Source organism: Reichenbachiella versicolor, from assembly GCF_003171675.1.
In the GTDB taxonomy this organism is placed as follows: Bacteria; Bacteroidota; Bacteroidia; order Cytophagales; family Cyclobacteriaceae; genus Reichenbachiella; species Reichenbachiella versicolor.
The window spans coordinates 165,818-183,180 of record NZ_QFZQ01000002.1; the positions used below are offsets into that span (position 1 = coordinate 165,818).

The window sequence follows — 17,363 nt, forward strand, 5'->3', positions numbered from 1 at the left end:
AAATAATAAACCTAAGCTTCAAATAGCAATGATTGCGTCGAATTATATATATCAAAAACCTCTAAATAGCTTTAAATTCTAACCAGCCTTAGTTTTAATATGTACATCTCGCTGCGGAAAAGGAATTTCAATATTATTCTTCTGAAATGCCTTATATATTCCTAGCCTTATTTCACTTTTAATATTCTCTATTTCCCACATCCCAAGACTCCAAAAGTGTACTTCAAGGTCTAAAGAACTATTACAAAAATCAACGAACCGAGTAAAAGGCTTTGGATCATTAACTACTTTCTCACTTTGCTGAGCAACTTCGAGTATAATCTTTTCAGCGAGTTCAATATTCGAACCATAAGCTACTCCTACCGATACATTAAATCTTGTTGGTTTACGATTATGAGTCCAGTTTATAACATTGTCACTTACCAGTTTGGAGTTAGGAACTATGATAATAATACCTTCTCGAGCGAGTAATGACTTCACTTGTACGCATGTTGATCTCTGTGATTTTCCCCACAAGACCGTCTATTTCGATTATATCTCCAACGCTTACGGTACCCTCAAATAGAAGTAGAAATCCTGAAACTAAATCATTGAACTGTTGCTGAATACCAAGCCCCAACCCCACCAAAAGTGCAGCAGAACCTGCCAGCAATAAGGTAACGTGAACTCCTACTAACTCGAACCCATAAATAATTGCTGCTATAATTACTATGTACTTGGCAAGCTGATAAAAGGCTAATGCTCTTCCCGAATCCATAGCCGACAACTCTATCTGTCGTTTAATTATTCGTTTCATCAAAAATAAGATGAAACGAGTCCCTACAAGAAGTGCTACTAGCGCTAGAATATGGTAGACCATAATCTGTAGGCCGCCAATATGAAGTAACTTAAAATGGAAGAAATCTTGTAAGGTCATTGGTACTGTCTTAGAGTATTATTCCTTTTTCTCGAAACCTAAGGAAACAGAATTCACACAATATCTCAACCCCGTTGGCTCTGGCCCATCAGTAAATACGTGACCAAGATGACCTCCACAGTTAGTACACAGTATCTCTGTTCTAGTCATACCATGAGAGGTATCCAGTACATTAGTAATTTTAGACTTCTCAGTAGGTTGGTAGAAACTCGGCCATCCACACCCTGAATCAAACTTATGATCGGACTCGAATAGTTTTTCTCCACAACCTGCACAGACATATTGTCCTTCTTCTTTATGGCTATTGTATTCTCCAGTAAACGGTCTCTCGGTACCTTTTTGCCTTAGTACTCTATACTGTTCTGGAGTTAGTTTTTCTTTCCACTCTTGCTCTGTCATAATTATATTCAATTTTTAACTGTAGAAACTTTCTTTCTTCTTTCTAAGGAATAACTGTCTAAAAGAATTTCCTGTAAAAGCTCCTAATCCACCTGCAAAGGCTCCAATAATACCAGACAACAATACCAACATGTTAGTATCATCCATCATCAGCAACTCAGCAACTTTTACTGAAAGAACAGACTCAGTCTCCACATCTATCTTCCATGCCATAATTAGCCAAAGTAGACCTACTCCCAAGAAACCGCTAAGAAATGCGTTGATATTATTACTCGGAAATACAAAAGCTATAGCTGCTGCCATCAATATCAAAGACCACCAAGGTGTGTACATAGAAAAGACAAAACCTAAAGTAGACATTAATAATAGTTTAAGTATAAATAGCATAATTAGTCTTTTTTAAAGGTTATTGATTTCACAATATTTTTATTACTTGTCCATTCCTTATTCAAAAAATTTATTTGAAAATAATGTCCTTTAGCCCAATCTTGAACCAAATTGGCATAAGCTAAGTTTCCTGGATTACCAGTTTGGCTACCTGGGTATACTCCCCAACCTTTTACTCCATCCTTTGACAGTTCCACAACCATTCTAAAAGATGGCCCATGGTTTTTAGAGACGGCGTTCACAATATTTCTGTTCCCTCCAACAGGGACATCTTTCACAGAAAATGGATCTATGTCTAATAAGTGGGTAATTTTTGTCCCTTTATATTTATACCATTCTATTGACCCTTCCTTATCCTTATAGGTCTCTAGCTCTTTCATAGCATTCTTGTAAGATTGATTGACTAAATCTTCTAAAACCTCTACTTTGTTAGTCTCTTTTATATCAAAATACTTATTTACAGAATCCTCTTTCATTAATCTAATAGTATTGTAGATATATGGCTTTTTCAATGCGATATCATCGCGGTCAAACTCGTCCCATATTTTATGATACAGGGTATTCCACCACGCTTCATATATTGAAGGTGCTTCTCTTTTTGGCTCATTGAAATAATCCCATTTTCTAAGTGTAGAGTAAGCTTTTGTTTCACTTACATTGAGAGCAGCCGTATCCAACAAATCCAACATTAAAGGTAAACTCTCAGAAGCTCTAAAGTTATAGTTATCGTTTTGTAACTTCATTGCATCCTTTACTGTAAACTGAGCTAAATACTTCAGTCTATCATTGATTCTTCTATTGCGATACATCTCGTAGTTATAATCATAAACGTAATAAGGATACAAAGAATCTACAGGATGCTGGTTAGCAGAACTTAAGAACCCTTGGGTTGGGTTTTTAATCGAGACTTTGTGTTCGTGAGGAATATCTTGGCCCCATTCGTAATCAGAATTGGCCCCATCCATTACAAATTTCCCTTGTTCTTCCCATTTCAAAGGAAATCTACCGTTCACCCACATTCCAATATCCCCATTGGCACTTCCAAATGCAAAATTCTGAGCAGGAGCAACAAAATGTCTAAGTGCTTTCACAAAGTCATCATAATTATTAGCCCTGTTCAATTCATAAAAAGTCATTAATTCCTTGGACTCTTCATGAGCTGTCCACTTCATAGCATAGCCTGATTGATGTGATTCGTTCTTGTAGTTTCTATCATATACTACTGGTCCATAATGAGTATGAACTATAGTATCATAAAATGGACTACCATCTCTAACTTCAAACCGTTCAATCACTGTCTCAGTTTTTAGCCATTTATCATCGTATTTATATTCCTTACGATCTGGATTTCTAAACTCAATTTTATACCAATCAACCACATCACGTTTAGCGTTGGTCACTCCCCAAGCTATAGAATCATTAAACCCTGTAATTACACCTGGTGCTCCTGGTAACGAAGACCCAAAGACATTCATATCGGGAGTAGTTAGTTGGTTGAGATACCATATACAAGGTAAGTTCAATGACAGATCCGTTTCGTTGGCAAAAACTACAGTTCCATTCATGGTTCTACTGGGTCCAACGACAAAATTATTTGACCCATTTTGTGGATCTACTTTATCTATCAAATCCTTTTCTTTCTTAAAGGTATTCTGATAAATATTTTCAGGCTTATTCACATTCATTGGTGTAAAATCCCAGTTTGTCCCTGTTGGAATGACTGGATCTATTCTTTTGAGATTATCTGGAAAAAGCATGTCAAAATCCTCTCTCCCAAATAGATTCAATGCATTAGTGTTTTCAAAATCTGCTTCCCATGAAGAAAGCATATCTGCCATGTACTTCAATAGAAGCATTGACCTATAAGGAGACCATTTTTCTGGAGAATAATCTAGTATTTTATACTCTATCGGATAATTCTTGTATTGAAGTTGATCAATATATGCATTCACCCCATCTGAATATGCTTGAAGCATATTCATAAACACCTTGTCATCTTTAGCTTCCTCAAGTGAACGTTTGGCGGCATATTTCAACCCTTTTCTTCTTTGTTCACGATCAAAATCTAAGATCTTCTTTCCTCTTATCAATTCAGAAATCCTGCCCTCAGTTGCTAAGACTTGAAAGTCCATTTGCCAAAGTCTATCAATAGCAGTAAGATAACCTTGGGCAAAAAACACATCATAATCATTTTGAGCCTTAATATGAGGTATAGATTGTTTATCATATTTAATATTTACCTGCTCTTTTAACTCTTTAAATTTTTTATCATTCTTAATTTGAATTTCTTCCAACTCGCTATTTTGCCAAAAACCACGATACGGATTCATAAACTTAGCAAGAGGAGGAATTTCATCTCTCTTATAATTCATATAAGAAAAGAATACTGTAGTCAATACAAGGGCAAAAAAGAACCTAATGAATTTCATAGGATTGTATTTGTAGTCAGTTATCTAATATAAAAACAAAGCCTCTACCTAATCATAAATGCTAAATCGATTTATGAATTTTTCTATTAACGGTTCCCTTCCTTGATAGAACTATTGACTTGTTTGATAAACAGCATTTCATATTTTCTATTCTATCGCTCACCGTAGAAATTAATTAAATATGTAATCATGCATATTATCAAAAGCTAACAAGTCTATCAATTTGAATAATTCTTTTTTCTTCAGAACTACATAAACTGCTAATAACTAGACAGGTAAATAGAATTGACTCTATATACTTTCAAAAGAAGTGAAATTACCTCAAACTTTGTCAAAGTAGTAAAGGCAGAATTAATAATTGAAATTAATTTTGCCTAAACTTCAATCGATTGAATTTAAAAGAAAATTTAAAACCTGAGGTCGTTTTCGACGCTATTACTGATGCTTCATCACAATTAGACCTTGAGACTTATGTCATTGGTGGATTTGTTCGAGATATTTTACTGAAACGACCCAGTAAAGATTTAGATTTCGTATGTGTAGGCAGTGGTATCAACCTTGCAAAAAGAGCTGCAAGTATTCTCCAAAGCAAGAAAATCGCTGTTTATAAGAATTTCGGCACAGCCATGGTGAAATTCGAGGATCATGAACTAGAATTCGTAGGCGCTCGTAAGGAGTCATACCGTAAGGAATCACGTAAGCCAGTTGTTGAAAATGGCACGTTAAGAGATGATCAAAACCGAAGAGACTTTACGATCAATGCACTGGCTATTGACCTCAGCAAAAATAACTTTGGAGCGCTTGTAGATCCTTTTGATGGTCAGAAAGATCTTAAAAGAAAAATCATTCGTACACCGCTTGACCCTCTCATCACATTTTCTGATGATCCTTTAAGAATGATGCGTGCCATTAGGTTTGCAAGTCAGTTAAATTTTGATATTGATCCTGATACCTATTCTGCAATATCTGATCAAAAAGACAGAATCAAAATCGTCTCAAAAGAACGCATTATCATTGAGTTGAATAAGATAATCTTATCCAAAACTCCGAGCTATGGATTCAAGCTTCTCTTTCAGTGTGGTCTTTTAGAACTAATTTTTCCAGAGATGATGGCGTTATATGGTGTAGAGACCAAAGATGGAAAATCTCATAAAGACAACTTTTATCATACTCTTCAGGTTCTAGATAATATTTCAGAACATACTGACGATTTATATTTAAGGTGGTCTGCTATATTACATGATATAGCTAAACCTCCTACTAAAAGGTTCAATAGAAAGGTAGGTTGGACATTTCATGGACACGAAGATAAAGGTGCTCGAATGGTTCCGGGTATTTTCAAGCGTTTGAAGCTTCCGCTCAATGAAAAAATGAAGTATGTACAGAAACTTGTCAAGCTTCATTTAAGACCTATAGCACTGGTAAAAGATGAGATCACAGACTCAGCAGTCAGAAGGTTGTTATTTGAAGCAGGTGATGACATTGAAGATTTGATGACTCTCTGCAAAGCAGACATCACTACAAAAAACTCTAATCGAATGCAGAAATACCTTTCCAACTTCAAAAAAGTTGAAAAGAAATTAAATGAATTAGAGGAAAAGGATAGGCTTAGAAATTTCCAACCTCCTATTTCTGGGGAAGAAATCATGGAAACTTTTGACCTTAAGCCTTCACGCGAAGTAGGTGAAATTAAAAACGAAATAAGAGAAGCTATTCTTGAAGGTCATATTTCAAATGACTCCAATGAGGCACGAAAATTGATGTTTGAATTAGCTAAACAAAAAGGATTAACCACAGATAATAGTAAAACATGAAAAAGTACATATATACGCTGGTAGTAGTTGCTAGCTTTTCTGCCGTAGGTTTTGGGCAAGAAAAAGCAGAACCAGACTCTACTAGCTTTATAGATTTTGATTTCAATAAAAACTTTGGGATCTACGAAATAGCAAAAAGATTCAATGATCCAGCAGTGGCTAGAATGGCACTTTATAATTTACTTTTTATTACCGATAATCAAGTTGCTATTCTTGATTCTCTTGCAGTGAATTACTTCTCTTCAAGAAACTACATTTCATCTGCTTTAGTGGCTCAAGAAAATGTTGAATTAAATAGTAGAAACGAATTGGCATTGGAGATTGGAGCCATTTCTTTTAACAATATCGGAGCTAAAACAAAAGCTTTAGAATTTTATGAAGACCTTGCTTTAATTAATGATAAAGTACAAACACATTTTCAAGTAGCACAACTTCAGTTTGAACTAGGTAGGCTGAATGAAGCTCAGACTACTGCTGAATTTTTAAGTAAAAAGACAGGTATAGAAGAGGCAAAACTTGTTTATCCTAAAGTTGATAAATCAAATCAAAATGTGTCAATGAAAGCTGCTATATACAACCTGCAAGGTTTAATCGCAGAAAAACAAGAAGACGCTAATAAGGCTACAGAGCTTTTCCTAAAGTCTCTTCAAGAAGAACCAAGTTTTGAAGTTGCTCAGTTAAACATCAAAAGGATAAAAGAGGCCAAGAAAAAGTAGCTAAGAGTTAAGTAAAAAATCCTTATTGAATCTATAAATAAATTCAACAAGGATTTTTTTATACTATTGGAGTTCGGAGAGGCTAATAAATGATTTATCATAAACTGACTCGTCGTTAAATTGACTATCAGAATTTATACTCGAGATAACTATATTTAGTGAGTCTTGATTAAAACTAGATAAAGACGAAATTAAGCTCCCATCAGAGCCAATAAATTCAATCTTAGACACAGGATTAATTGCTAATAATTCTTCATCATAGAATTTAGAAGAACTCAACCTAGTTATATTATTCAAATAATTTCCAATTTTCACCGAATCTAAAACTTGACCTGCCGAATACCATTCACCCTTAAGTTTTTCAACGACAAAGGACGAATCACCCTGATAATTAAATTTAACAGTATTTATAGAATCTTTATTTAAGAAGTCAGTAATAGTCTTAAATCTGTAGCTGTTGGGATCTGAAGGCACCGAAAAACTCATAAAATCTCTCACTACATAAGTTGCTTCATCTTCATATAGCCTTACAAATGATTGAAAACTTCTCTGGCCTACCATACTAAACTTACCAATAATCAAATCCAAAGCGTTTTTACCTTCTTCTTTAACTATAACTCTAGTACCAGCAGAGTCTACTTGATACTCAGACCATTTTGCTTTCTTTTTACTTGCTAGTCTTGAAGGTTTAACATTTTTCAAAGCTTCAATTGACCTTAAAACAGCAGCTTCTTCAGCTCTAACTATCTTACCATTTGGCAATTTTAATGACCATGAATCATCTGATTTAGTAAGTTCGACTTCATTTTGAGGTGATTTCACACTTAGAAAATCAACTTTGTCAAGTTGTAAACTGACCAATTCAGACTTAACACCTTTACTTTTACTCTTGCCACCAAACATATCGATAACAAAATACAGACCTACCAAGACTACTAGTGCGCCTGCCAATTTCAATGTAGATATCTTCATTATATTTTTTTATTCATCCAATAATCAACTTTCTATTCGCTGAATTAGAATTTACCTTCCATCCAATTTTGCTTCTTTCTCAAGTAAAGCTGTCTTCGAATAAAAGCGTATATAAAAACTAGAACGATTGGAAAAGCTACATTGCCATATTTTAACATTTCTCTTGTTCCATCCTCTAGTTGCTCTAAAGGTCTCGATGTAATCCCCTTAGTTCTCAAATCAATCAAGCCAGTATCATCAGAAAGCCAATCAACAGAGTTTGAAACAAAATTGACATTGTCTTGATTGATTTGCTGTGGAGGATTTCCATTGACAGCAAAAGCTCCATTGGCAACTACTATTAGCTTAGAGTTCGTAGATCCAACCGCATGTCCCTCAATCGCTACTGCCATATTTTGGGGCCCTTGAACAAAATCATTCTTAGTCCACTGTCTTTCAATATCAAGTCTCGGCGTAAAATCAATTCCAGACAGTTCTGAAGTTGTCATCAAAGGTGTAAATGATGTAGCTGTATCCGAAGGACTGAAAGTAATTGCACTCACAAAAGGTAACATAATGGTCTCTAAACCTTTCGTAACTGGATGATCCGGGAAGGAGTTCACAATTGGGAAATATGGAAATTTCACTTGAGACCTATAGCTTATAAAGCCTTGCTGTTGCTGAACTGTTACAGAACCACTTTGGCTATCAATCACAAACTGATTGCCTACGTTGACTCCCTTACTAGCTAACCAACCAGTCATTCCAATATCATTAGATGGAGACAACTGCCCAACAGAAAGATCTCCATTGACATTACTATAAGCAACATATGCAGAGCCCCCACTTGCCAAATATTGATCAATCTTATTGAAATGACCCTGAGGAATAGTATCAATAGGATTCATGATTACAATTGATTTGTAATCCGTTGAAATATCTATTGCTGTATTCAGATCTAAAGGTTCAAATTGATATAATACGGATAATTGCTGATATAACTGAGCTACCTCTTGCATAGAAGGCTCTCCATGTCCCTGAATTAAGGCAACCTTAGGTTTATCCAATACTGCTAATTTCTTTATTGCCGTTGTCAAACCGTATTCCATATCCACACCAGGCTGAATGACTGGTATTACTTCTTGTTGATCTCCAATCATTAATACGGCTCCCATATATGCCTTTAGCTGTTGTACCTGATCTTTTTCAGAAACATTGATTATCACTGGTTGAATACCGCTTTGTTGAGCTTCTTGCTCTACTTCTTCCTCCTCATTTGGGCTGATAAATTCATAAACCAAATTTCCCCCAGACCTATTTTCATACTCGATCAATAAATCTTCAAAATCTTGTCGATTACTTAAAAGCTGTGCTGGAAGGTCTTCTGAGAAGTAAGCTTTTACTGTTACTATGTCTTCTAAATCAGTCAGGACATCATTTGTAGCCCTACTGAGTGTATATCGTTGATCATCTGTAAAATCCAACCTAAAATAAAGCTTAGACGAGATCATATTCACCACGATCAAAATGGCTGCGAATATGGCTAAACTGATGATTACAGTGCTTTTCTTTTGCATTTCAATTTTGATTAATAGTGATAATTAGGATTGCCAATTTCTTTTAGATAAAATAGCTTGAGACATGGTCAAACCACAAAAAATAATAGAGAAGAAATAAATTAAGTCTCTTGAATCAATTACGCCTCTGGAAATCGAGGCAAAATGCGTTCTCATGCTTAAGTAATTGAAAACACTACCCATAGTACCTCTAAGGCTGAACCCCATCATATCAAACAATAATTGGAAGAATATTCCAATCAGTAGTGCGATCAAAAAAGCTACAATCTGATTATTAGTCAATGCACTAGCAAATATTCCAATACTCACATATCCAGCTGACAGCAATATCAATCCAACATAGCCGCCTATAATGGCTCCATGATCTACGGACCCTAGCTTACTCACTGTAATATAGTAAGGTATGGTACAGGTCAAAGCTATGACTACTAATAGTAAGCAGGCCAAAAATTTCCCAGTAACAATTTGCCAATCAGATACAGCTTTCGTACTCAATAATTCAATCGTTCCTGATTTAGTTTCCTCTGCCAACATTTTCATCGTAAGAGCTGGAATAAAAAAGAACAAAGTCCAAAACCCTATTTGAAAGAAAACTTGTAGACTGGCTTGACCAATCATAAACACATTGTTTCCAAATAGCCAAGTAAAAAAACCACTCAAACCTAGAAACAGAATAATAAGAACATAAGCAATTAGCGAATCAAAAAATGACGCTAACTCTCGTCTGGTGATTATCCAAATTTTATCCATCTTCTTAATTCGTTAAATCTCTAAATACGTCTTCTAAACTAGTCTCTGTACCAGTCATTTCCATCAAGTACCATTTCTTATCTACACACATATCAAATATGGCTTTTCTCGATTTCTGTTCTGGTTTACTTTGAACTTGGAAGAAACCTTCTTTCCCGTCTACTACCGATACCTTCTCTACAGAAGCCAACTCTAATAATCCAGTTTTTATAGACTCCAGCTCTCCTTCAATGTTTACAGTCAACACTTCTTGTCCTTGAGCTTGTTGTCTCAAAGTATCGGATGATCCATCTGCCACAATTCTACCACGGTTGATTATCAAAATCCTATCACAAGTAGCTTCTACTTCTGAAAGAATATGAGAACTGAGGATAACGGTCTTCTCTTTACCCAATTCCTTTATAAGCTTTCTAATCTCAATAATTTGATTTGGATCGAGTCCTGTAGTGGGTTCATCGAGAATTAACACTTCTGGATCATGTATCATCGCTTGAGCAATCCCTACTCTCTGTCGATAACCTTTTGAGAGTTCTCCAATCTTCTTGTGTTTCTCTAAATCCAGTCCACACATGTCTATCATCTCTCCTATCCTTTTTGATATTAAAGATTTTTCGACACCTTGAATCTCCGCAGCAAATCGCAGGTACTCAACGATTGGCATATCTAGATATAGTGGGTTATGCTCAGGAAGATACCCTATTTTCTTTTTTACCTCTTCAGGTTTGTCTAAGACTGAAAGACCATCTAGTCTCACGTCTCCCGAGGAAGGTGCCATGAAACAAGTAATCATCTTCATAGTTGTACTTTTCCCAGCTCCATTAGGTCCTAAGAAACCAACAACCTCTCCAGTCTTGACCTCGAAAGAAATATTATTAACGGCCTTTTGTACACCGTACTTCTTGGTCAAATTTTCAATGACTATTGACATAATTCGTTTATCGTTTCAGTAAACAATTAGAATTTAAACCCTGCCCAGTTGCAGGATCGCAATTATATCAAGAGGTTAAAATTATTTCAAGAATGAATTAAAATGTAGCTGTTAAATTTTGTTAACAGAGCTTAAGAAAAGCTAATCAACCCAAGTTGTCTTGTACCACCTTTATTGTAAAATAGAAAATAGAACCTTCCCCTTTAATGGATTCTACCCATATTTCGCCATTATGCAGTTCTACAATTTTTTTACAATGAGCTAATCCAATTCCTGTTCCTTCATATTCAGTACGAGAATGAAGTCTTTTAAAAATTGAGAATATCCTTTCTTGATACTCCACTGGTATTCCAATTCCATTATCATGAATTGCAAACTGCCAGTACTTATTACTTCCTTGTGTAACAGGTCTAGACTGGATATCTATTTTCGGGGGAATTCCTTTCTGGCTAAATTTAATGGCATTACTAATTAAATTTTGAAACAATGAGATTAGTTGTGTTTCATGACCATATACGTTTGGCATTGGTTGGTATACAATAACAGCGTTCTTATCGTCTATTACTTGTTTCAAGTTAGCTAATACCTGTTCTAAAATTTCAGAACAATCAACTTTAGTAGGTTTAATCTTGTCTCCTAGCTTAGAATGCTCCAAAAGACCCTTTATCAAATCCCTCATTCTATCAGTAGACTCATCGATAAACCCCATATAAGTATTCGTTTCGTCATCAAGTTTATCGCGTTCAATAATTTTAACTAATCCTGTGATCGCATTTAAGGGTTCTTGTAGATCATGGCTTGCTACGTAAGCAAACTCCTCCATTTCCTTACTCTTTAATTCTATCTGCCTTTTCTGTTCCTGTATTTGCCTGTTTTTTACCTTTAATTGTTTTTCAGACTTATGCTTCAGCACATATCCTCTCCAAATTACAAAGCCAATAATTAACAGTAAAACAGAAATACCACTTAGCAGTACTATGTAATTCCTTTGGTAGTTCAACTCATACCCCTGTTCACTTAGTGTAATGCGTTGTCTTCTAATTTGATCCAACTGTTTTGAAAATACTTGTTCTTTCTCTTTCAACTGAGAATCTAATTCTGAAATCTCTAACTTTTTATTAGTGACTTCTGCAGCTTGAGTCTCTAATTCGTTTCTAACCTTTGACAAATAATTTTTCTCTTTCAAATACTCAGTATGTAAGTCTTTATTTTTACTTACCAACTGATTGTATTCCATAAAAGACTTTTCCAATTCTAAATTCCTATCATCAATTAACCTAACTTGTTCCTCCAATTGCAGCCTTTGATCATTCAAGAGTTTTTGCTGTTCCTTAAGCTGCATTTTTTGCAGTTCTACTTTTTCTTGTTCCTCTTGAAGGTTTTTTTCAGAACTTTGATATAGTGATTGCCATCTTTTTGATGTTGTAATTGCAGCGTTTTTTATAGTTCTAGCGATTACAAAACCTTCTTTATTCAGCAAAGTTTGATTGATTTCAAAATGGAAGACATTGTCGATTTCTAACATATTGATCATGGATTTATTAAACCCATAATTTTCGCTAATAACCAACAAATTGCTACCTCTTGCTTTACTCAACACCTCATCGATTTCGAAATGATAATTCTTGTTGATATAGACCGCTTGCAGGTCAATAATATCTGCAGTTCCAGATATTTCTACAATTTCAATCTTTTTACCTCTTACAGTACGCCCCTCGCTTTCCATGTCTCTCAATACTGACAAAAGAGGCTCTGATCGAGAAACGCCCAATTTATATACTTGAAACTCATTTTCATTAGACCATCGAACGTGCTGCATGAAATTGTATATCATTATTCCACGCTGACGTAACTTGATATCATCGGTAATCTCAACAGACTTATACCCCTGACAAATTATAAATAATAGAATTAGACAGATTCTATAAAGCATGTTTAGAGTCTTAGGGTAATTTTTGCGAAATAATGAGCTCCCATCACACCAAATTGTTGTACCCTTCTACTGTATGGAAATCTTCCATCGGATATATTAGCTGAATGAGTATGCATGTCTGGATACACATTGAAAATATTCTGTCCTCCTATACTTGCTTTAATATTCTTAGTGGCTCTCCAAGAGAATATTAAGTCAGTTATGACCTTTGGTGAAAAATCTTGATCTCTAGTTTCGATAAGCCCAGTATTAGAATTAATAACCCAATTAGATGGTTCATTATCTTCAGGATGACGATAGGTGACCCTTCCAAAATAAGTATTGTTTAATACAATAGTGAAATCGCCTACTTTATATGAGTTCAAAAAAACAACTTTAGCATTAGGTTGGTTAGACTCTATTCTAGACACTTCTTCTCTATTTAAAAGAACATTTTGTTGACCTTCCAACTCTTCTGAAGTTCGAATCTGTCCATCCACTTGAGTCTTGTTAAAATTCACTCCAAGTGATGAAGAAAGTTCTCCAAGACCAAATTGACTTCTAAATGTAGTCGTAATATCCATACCAGAAGTTCTAGTATCAAACGCATTGGTAAAGAACTGAGCTGCACCAACATTTAATGGATTTAAAATAAACTCAAACCCTTCATCAAATCTGCCAGACATGACAATTCGATTAAGAATCTTAATAGTATATAAATTGACTGTAAAAGTAAAATTATAAAAAAGCTTGGATGTTACTCCTGCATTAAAATGCCTAGATAGTTCGGGTCTCAAACTTTCTATGCCAAAGGCTTTCGCAACTGTGCTATTATTATTGAAAGTACCTACACTAACGGCATCTCCCTCAAAAAATTGAGTACTTATATTATTGAAGTACAACTGATGCAACGAAGGAGCTCTAAAACCTGTGGAATACCCTGCATTAATACTCAAATCACTGGTAAACCTATATCTACTAGAGGCTTTCCAAATCCATTCGTTGCCAAAATCACTATAGGATTCATATCTAGTAGCTAGCCCTGCTAACAATTTATCAGTCAACTTAGCCTCTGTATCTAAATACCAACCATTATTTGTTCTGTATTCGTTTAATTCGTTTTCAGGTTGAAAGCCTGGAAACACTTGAGAACCAACCTCTCTAGCTTTTAATACACCTCCAACCGAAATCGAATCCATTCCATTTATCCAAGATGCCTCTTCACCGGCAGATATTTCATAGTTTTCAATTCGCATTTCAGCACCAAAGGCTATGCTAACGCCATAAAGCCAATTAAATGTTCTAGAAACATCAAGATTAGTTGTATTCTGGCTGTACCTAAAACCTCCTGAATAAAACCTTGTCGGAGAAGTATCTCCAAGAGAAGCATTATTAGAATTTAACACATTAAAATCAATAGTATTGACACCTAAAGTATTGCTAAAATCAATATTCCAATTGTTTTTCACACCTACAAAACCGATAGTAAAAGCATCATCAACAATGTCTGTTCCTATTTTAGGAGAAAAACCATCTGGATATAAACTATATACTACTCTACTACTGTCTTTTGGAAATCGATAAAACCCGCTAGACATTCCATCTCTAAAGTTCCTACCTCCATGAGCGTAGAAAGAAGTCACTCTTGTCAATGGAATTTCGGAATTAAAGAAAAAACTTATATTTCTGACATCCGAATTTCCTACCTCCATCACTCTTTGGCCATCAAATCCAGTCTGTTTGAAAAAATCCCTTTCACTAATTAAAGCTTTATCAATGGCCAAATCAGTAGTGTAAACTGGTCCTGAATAAGCTCCGGACCGATTAGTTGCAGATCTATCTCTAAACTCTAAGGTAAAATTGACAAACCCTCCATCTCCTACCTCAAAACCAACATTACCACCAAAATACCTCTGTTTACCATCTCCATCTAAGTTAGATCCTAATTGTGTATCTAAGTAGGTAACTCCAGTCTGTTCTTTTAACACAATATTGATAACACCTGCAATGGCATCAGACCCATATTGTGCTGCCGCGCCATCACGAAGTATTTCGATTCTATCAACTGCACCAAAAGGTATTGCATTGAAATCAGTGCCTACTGTCCCTCTTCCAAAAGTTCCATTAACATTCAATAGAGAACTTGTGTGTCTACGTTTACCATCTATCAAGACTAAAACTTGATCTGGACCTAATCCACGAAGAGACACTGGGTCTATATGATCTGTCCCATCTGATATTGTTTGATAAGTAGAGTTGAAAGAAGGGGCTATATAATTTAAAATTTGACCTAACTCTATTCTTCCTGATTGAGCTATAGTCTGAGGACTAATAATATCTACGGGAACACTAGATTCCAATAATGACCTTGCTCCTGATCTAGTACCTACTGAAATATTTTGCTCTATTTCAAAAGCCGACTGAAGCTCAAATTCTAGATGAATAGAATCTCCTGCTGATAGATTGACTTCTTCTTCTTGATCAGCATACATTACAAAACTGGCGCTGACTATATACTTACCTGGATCAATATCCAATTCGAAATCACCATCTACATTAGTAGCAGTTTCTATAGTAGTACCTTGTAATGCTACTTTAGCCCCAGGCAAAGCTCCAAATTGATCTGACACTTTACCTGTCACTTTAATGGACTGAGCACTAATAAAATTATTGCCGATTACAAAAATTGATAATAAAATTATGGATTTGATGTTCATCTCAAGTATTGCTGAACACAAATATTAACTAAAAAACCTATAGTATTATGCTTTTTTTTAAATAGGAATTTGAGACAGAGTAATCTATTAAACAAGTGTAGCTTCTATTAATTGTAAGTTATTAAGCTATGAAGGATTTGAAGTAAAATAGCTTTGAAGCTTAATTAATACCTCCTGAGGATTAGTTTCACCATCTAGTACTTTCTGACCAAAATGAATGTAATAGAAATCTCTTAAAGCCCTGAAAATCTCCCATTTTTCTTTCTCCTCACCTTGTGGTTTGCTATAGTCGTTCCAAAGTTCATAAGTTTTTTGTTCTGTAAACACTCTAGCCTTATCAGAACATTCTTTGTATCTGGCTGTTGACTGATTTACTAAAAGTTGTCTATGAAAGGCAAGAGCATCTTGGTGCTGCATTATCTCTGAACCAAAAAGCTGTTCAAAATTGCTGTAGTTTTTCATCAAGTCTCCAAACACTTCAAATCTTGCAACATGGTGTTCTAGCAGTCTCGTCTCATACATATCCATATCTCCAAAATAATGATAGAAACTAGATCTGTTCAATCCAACCAGATTAGACAACTTTTCTACGTTCAATGCTAGTGGTCCTATTTCACCAAATAGTTCGTAGCCTGTTTGCAACCATTTATTTCTATTATCATTTGTTTGAGGCATATTTAGGAAGATTCAATTACCCTGTGTACAGTGCTGTCTACAACGCAATTTGATATTCAAATACTTTTGACTTGTAATCTTAAATATTCACATACAAATCATCAAGAACTATGAATAATAATCAAACTTCAACGGCATTTGTAGCAACATCATGGATTGGATTGCTGACTGGTATGATCGGTTACCTAATTGGGTTATACAGAGCTGAAATGGAACTAAATGAAAAAGGATACTATTTCACAATACTTATGTTTGGACTATTCTCAGTGATTTCTCTTCAGAAAACTGTACGAGACAAAATGGAAAAAATTCAAACAACCGACCTTTATTACATGATCTGTTGGTTCTCTACTATTTTATCAATTGTATTACTAGTTATAGGTCTTTGGAATGCTGAACTGCTACCAAGTGAAAAAGGGTTCTTTGCTTTTGGCTTTTTGATGGCATTATTTGGAGCTATCGCTGTTCAAAAAAATACTAGAGATATGATTCAAAATCATAACATCATAGATAAGTAAAAGGTTAAATCAAGGAGGAGTAATCCTCCTTTTGTCATTTTAGATAGGCATAATATAAAACTTGAATCCTATATTTTCCCAAGCAAATTTTACTTCTCCTGTGTCATCAATAAAAAATTTCATGCGTTCTTCAGTTTTATCTAATCTGTAAGAATAAACTTCAAACCTTAAGGCATCTTTCGTGATGTCATAATCATACGCACCCCAAACATCATATTTCTTATTCAAAATCACTGTCCATTTCAACCTGCCCGGTATAGTATACAAAGCATAGTTTCCAGCTTTTAAAGTATCTCCTTGTACCAATAAATCCGTATCTGACGACAATACAGTTGCTTCATTAGCTCCTGTACGCCATATTTCATCATACTTAACTAAATCTCCCCAGATAGTTCTTCCTTTCACACCTGGCTGGCTATATGTCAAGTAAACTTTAGATTTTCCAAACTTCAAATTTTCACGTGCTGCAGGGGAAGGTCTATCTTTTGTTTCCTGTTGATATTGTTTAAACTCCGATGGATCTGATGACACATATTTATCAGAATAACTTGGAGAAAAACATCCAGATAAAGACATAGAAACGAGTAAGAACATCACTCTTTTTAACCCAATTTTCTCAATCATACTTCAAATAAAAACTTAAATAAACTTCTCAATGGAAAAACTAGCAACGA

Annotated in this window: 16 protein-coding genes; 3 read left to right on the forward strand and 13 right to left on the reverse strand. The window is 35.0% G+C overall.

The genetic code is table 11. From position 1 onward, the window contains the following. Positions 1-78 precede the first annotated feature (78 nt). The 5 genes from DKG80_RS05630 to DKG80_RS05650 form a co-directional block, all read right to left on the reverse strand. Complete coding sequence (locus DKG80_RS05630) at positions 79-480, reverse strand: mechanosensitive ion channel family protein (protein WP_162555704.1); 402 nt, start codon at positions 478-480, stop codon at positions 79-81. After that, the gene (locus DKG80_RS05635; protein WP_162555705.1) at positions 434-796 is read right to left on the reverse strand and encodes a mechanosensitive ion channel domain-containing protein; all 363 of its coding nucleotides are present in this window, start codon (positions 794-796) and stop codon (positions 434-436) included. The genes DKG80_RS05630 and DKG80_RS05635 overlap by 47 nt, the downstream gene beginning before the upstream one ends. A gap of 138 nt (positions 797-934) precedes the next feature. Continuing rightward, positions 935-1,315 (reverse strand): peptide-methionine (R)-S-oxide reductase MsrB, encoded by a 381-nt coding sequence (gene msrB, locus DKG80_RS05640; protein ID WP_109830343.1) that lies wholly within the window; start codon positions 1,313-1,315, stop codon positions 935-937. Positions 1,316-1,330: 15 nt separating this feature from the next. Next, positions 1,331-1,675: a hypothetical protein gene (locus tag DKG80_RS05645; RefSeq protein WP_162555706.1), complete on the reverse strand. Its 345-nt coding sequence runs from the start codon at positions 1,673-1,675 to the stop codon at positions 1,331-1,333. 29 nt (positions 1,676-1,704) lie between these two features. Continuing rightward, on the reverse strand, positions 1,705-4,131 hold the full coding sequence (locus DKG80_RS05650) for a penicillin acylase family protein (protein WP_109830345.1): 2,427 nt from the start codon (positions 4,129-4,131) through the stop codon (positions 1,705-1,707). Positions 4,132-4,520: 389 nt separating this feature from the next. On the opposite strand from DKG80_RS05650, the gene DKG80_RS05655 reads away from it, so the two are divergent. Beyond that, positions 4,521-5,945: a CCA tRNA nucleotidyltransferase gene (locus DKG80_RS05655; RefSeq protein ID WP_109830346.1), complete on the forward strand. Its 1,425-nt coding sequence runs from the start codon at positions 4,521-4,523 to the stop codon at positions 5,943-5,945. Beyond that, positions 5,942-6,661 carry a tetratricopeptide repeat protein gene (locus DKG80_RS05660; RefSeq protein WP_109830347.1) on the forward strand — a complete coding sequence of 240 codons (720 nt, stop codon included), beginning with the start codon at positions 5,942-5,944 and terminating at the stop codon, positions 6,659-6,661. Before DKG80_RS05655 ends, DKG80_RS05660 begins: the two co-directional genes overlap by 4 nt. Before the next feature lie 63 nt (positions 6,662-6,724). On the opposite strand, the gene DKG80_RS05665 is transcribed toward DKG80_RS05660, so the two are convergent. The 7 genes from DKG80_RS05665 to DKG80_RS05695 all read right to left on the reverse strand — a co-directional run bounded on the left by DKG80_RS05665 (position 6,725) and on the right by DKG80_RS05695 (position 16,171). Next, positions 6,725-7,633, reverse strand: a complete 909-nt coding sequence (locus DKG80_RS05665; protein ID WP_109830348.1) for a DUF4340 domain-containing protein — start codon at positions 7,631-7,633, stop codon at positions 6,725-6,727. Between the two features lie 44 nt (positions 7,634-7,677). Continuing rightward, on the reverse strand, positions 7,678-9,189 hold the full coding sequence (locus DKG80_RS05670; RefSeq protein ID WP_109830349.1) for a GldG family protein: 1,512 nt from the start codon (positions 9,187-9,189) through the stop codon (positions 7,678-7,680). A gap of 24 nt (positions 9,190-9,213) precedes the next feature. Next, entirely contained in the window at positions 9,214-9,939 is a 726-nt protein-coding gene (locus DKG80_RS05675) for an ABC transporter permease subunit (RefSeq protein WP_109830350.1), read from the reverse strand. 4 nt (positions 9,940-9,943) lie between these two features. Continuing rightward, a complete protein-coding gene (gldA, locus tag DKG80_RS05680) occupies positions 9,944-10,867 on the reverse strand; it encodes a gliding motility-associated ABC transporter ATP-binding subunit GldA (protein ID WP_109830351.1) in 924 nt (307 codons plus the stop codon). Positions 10,868-11,012: 145 nt separating this feature from the next. Then, the gene (locus DKG80_RS05685; protein ID WP_221409055.1) at positions 11,013-12,701 is read right to left on the reverse strand and encodes a YfiR/HmsC family protein; all 1,689 of its coding nucleotides are present in this window, start codon (positions 12,699-12,701) and stop codon (positions 11,013-11,015) included. A gap of 101 nt (positions 12,702-12,802) precedes the next feature. Then, a complete protein-coding gene (locus tag DKG80_RS05690; protein ID WP_109830353.1) occupies positions 12,803-15,496 on the reverse strand; it encodes a TonB-dependent receptor in 2,694 nt (897 codons plus the stop codon). A 126-nt stretch (positions 15,497-15,622) separates the two neighbouring features. After that, positions 15,623-16,171, reverse strand: coding sequence for a TetR/AcrR family transcriptional regulator (locus tag DKG80_RS05695; protein WP_109830354.1), 549 nt, complete (start codon positions 16,169-16,171; stop codon positions 15,623-15,625). 110 nt (positions 16,172-16,281) lie between these two features. On the opposite strand from DKG80_RS05695, the gene yiaA reads away from it, so the two are divergent. Beyond that, positions 16,282-16,689 (forward strand): inner membrane protein YiaA, encoded by a 408-nt coding sequence (gene yiaA, locus DKG80_RS05700; RefSeq protein ID WP_109830355.1) that lies wholly within the window; start codon positions 16,282-16,284, stop codon positions 16,687-16,689. A gap of 39 nt (positions 16,690-16,728) precedes the next feature. On the opposite strand, the gene DKG80_RS05705 is transcribed toward yiaA, so the two are convergent. After that, positions 16,729-17,313 (reverse strand): DUF2911 domain-containing protein, encoded by a 585-nt coding sequence (locus tag DKG80_RS05705; RefSeq protein WP_109830356.1) that lies wholly within the window; start codon positions 17,311-17,313, stop codon positions 16,729-16,731. Positions 17,314-17,363 lie beyond the last annotated feature (50 nt).

Bases quoted from the DNA above. Each gene is read 5' to 3' on its own strand.
- gldA (WP_109830351.1), bottom strand. From the start codon at position 10,867: ATGTCAATAGTCATTGAAAATTTGACCAAGAAGTACGGTGTACAAAAG.
- DKG80_RS05635 (WP_162555705.1), bottom strand. From the start codon at position 796: ATGAAACGAATAATTAAACGACAGATAGAGTTGTCGGCTATGGATTCG.
- DKG80_RS05685 (WP_221409055.1), bottom strand. From the start codon at position 12,701: ATGATATACAATTTCATGCAGCACGTTCGATGGTCTAATGAAAATGAG.
- DKG80_RS05660 (WP_109830347.1), top strand. From the start codon at position 5,942: ATGAAAAAGTACATATATACGCTGGTAGTAGTTGCTAGCTTTTCTGCC.
- DKG80_RS05670 (WP_109830349.1), bottom strand. From the start codon at position 9,189: ATGCAAAAGAAAAGCACTGTAATCATCAGTTTAGCCATATTCGCAGCC.
- DKG80_RS05695 (WP_109830354.1), bottom strand. From the start codon at position 16,171: ATGCCTCAAACAAATGATAATAGAAATAAATGGTTGCAAACAGGCTAC.
- yiaA (WP_109830355.1), top strand. From the start codon at position 16,282: ATGAATAATAATCAAACTTCAACGGCATTTGTAGCAACATCATGGATT.
- DKG80_RS05650 (WP_109830345.1), bottom strand. From the start codon at position 4,131: ATGAAATTCATTAGGTTCTTTTTTGCCCTTGTATTGACTACAGTATTC.
- DKG80_RS05690 (WP_109830353.1), bottom strand. From the start codon at position 15,496: ATGAACATCAAATCCATAATTTTATTATCAATTTTTGTAATCGGCAAT.
- DKG80_RS05675 (WP_109830350.1), bottom strand. From the start codon at position 9,939: ATGGATAAAATTTGGATAATCACCAGACGAGAGTTAGCGTCATTTTTT.
- msrB (WP_109830343.1), bottom strand. From the start codon at position 1,315: ATGACAGAGCAAGAGTGGAAAGAAAAACTAACTCCAGAACAGTATAGA.
- DKG80_RS05705 (WP_109830356.1), bottom strand. From the start codon at position 17,313: ATGATTGAGAAAATTGGGTTAAAAAGAGTGATGTTCTTACTCGTTTCT.
- DKG80_RS05665 (WP_109830348.1), bottom strand. From the start codon at position 7,633: ATGAAGATATCTACATTGAAATTGGCAGGCGCACTAGTAGTCTTGGTA.
- DKG80_RS05645 (WP_162555706.1), bottom strand. From the start codon at position 1,675: ATGTCTACTTTAGGTTTTGTCTTTTCTATGTACACACCTTGGTGGTCT.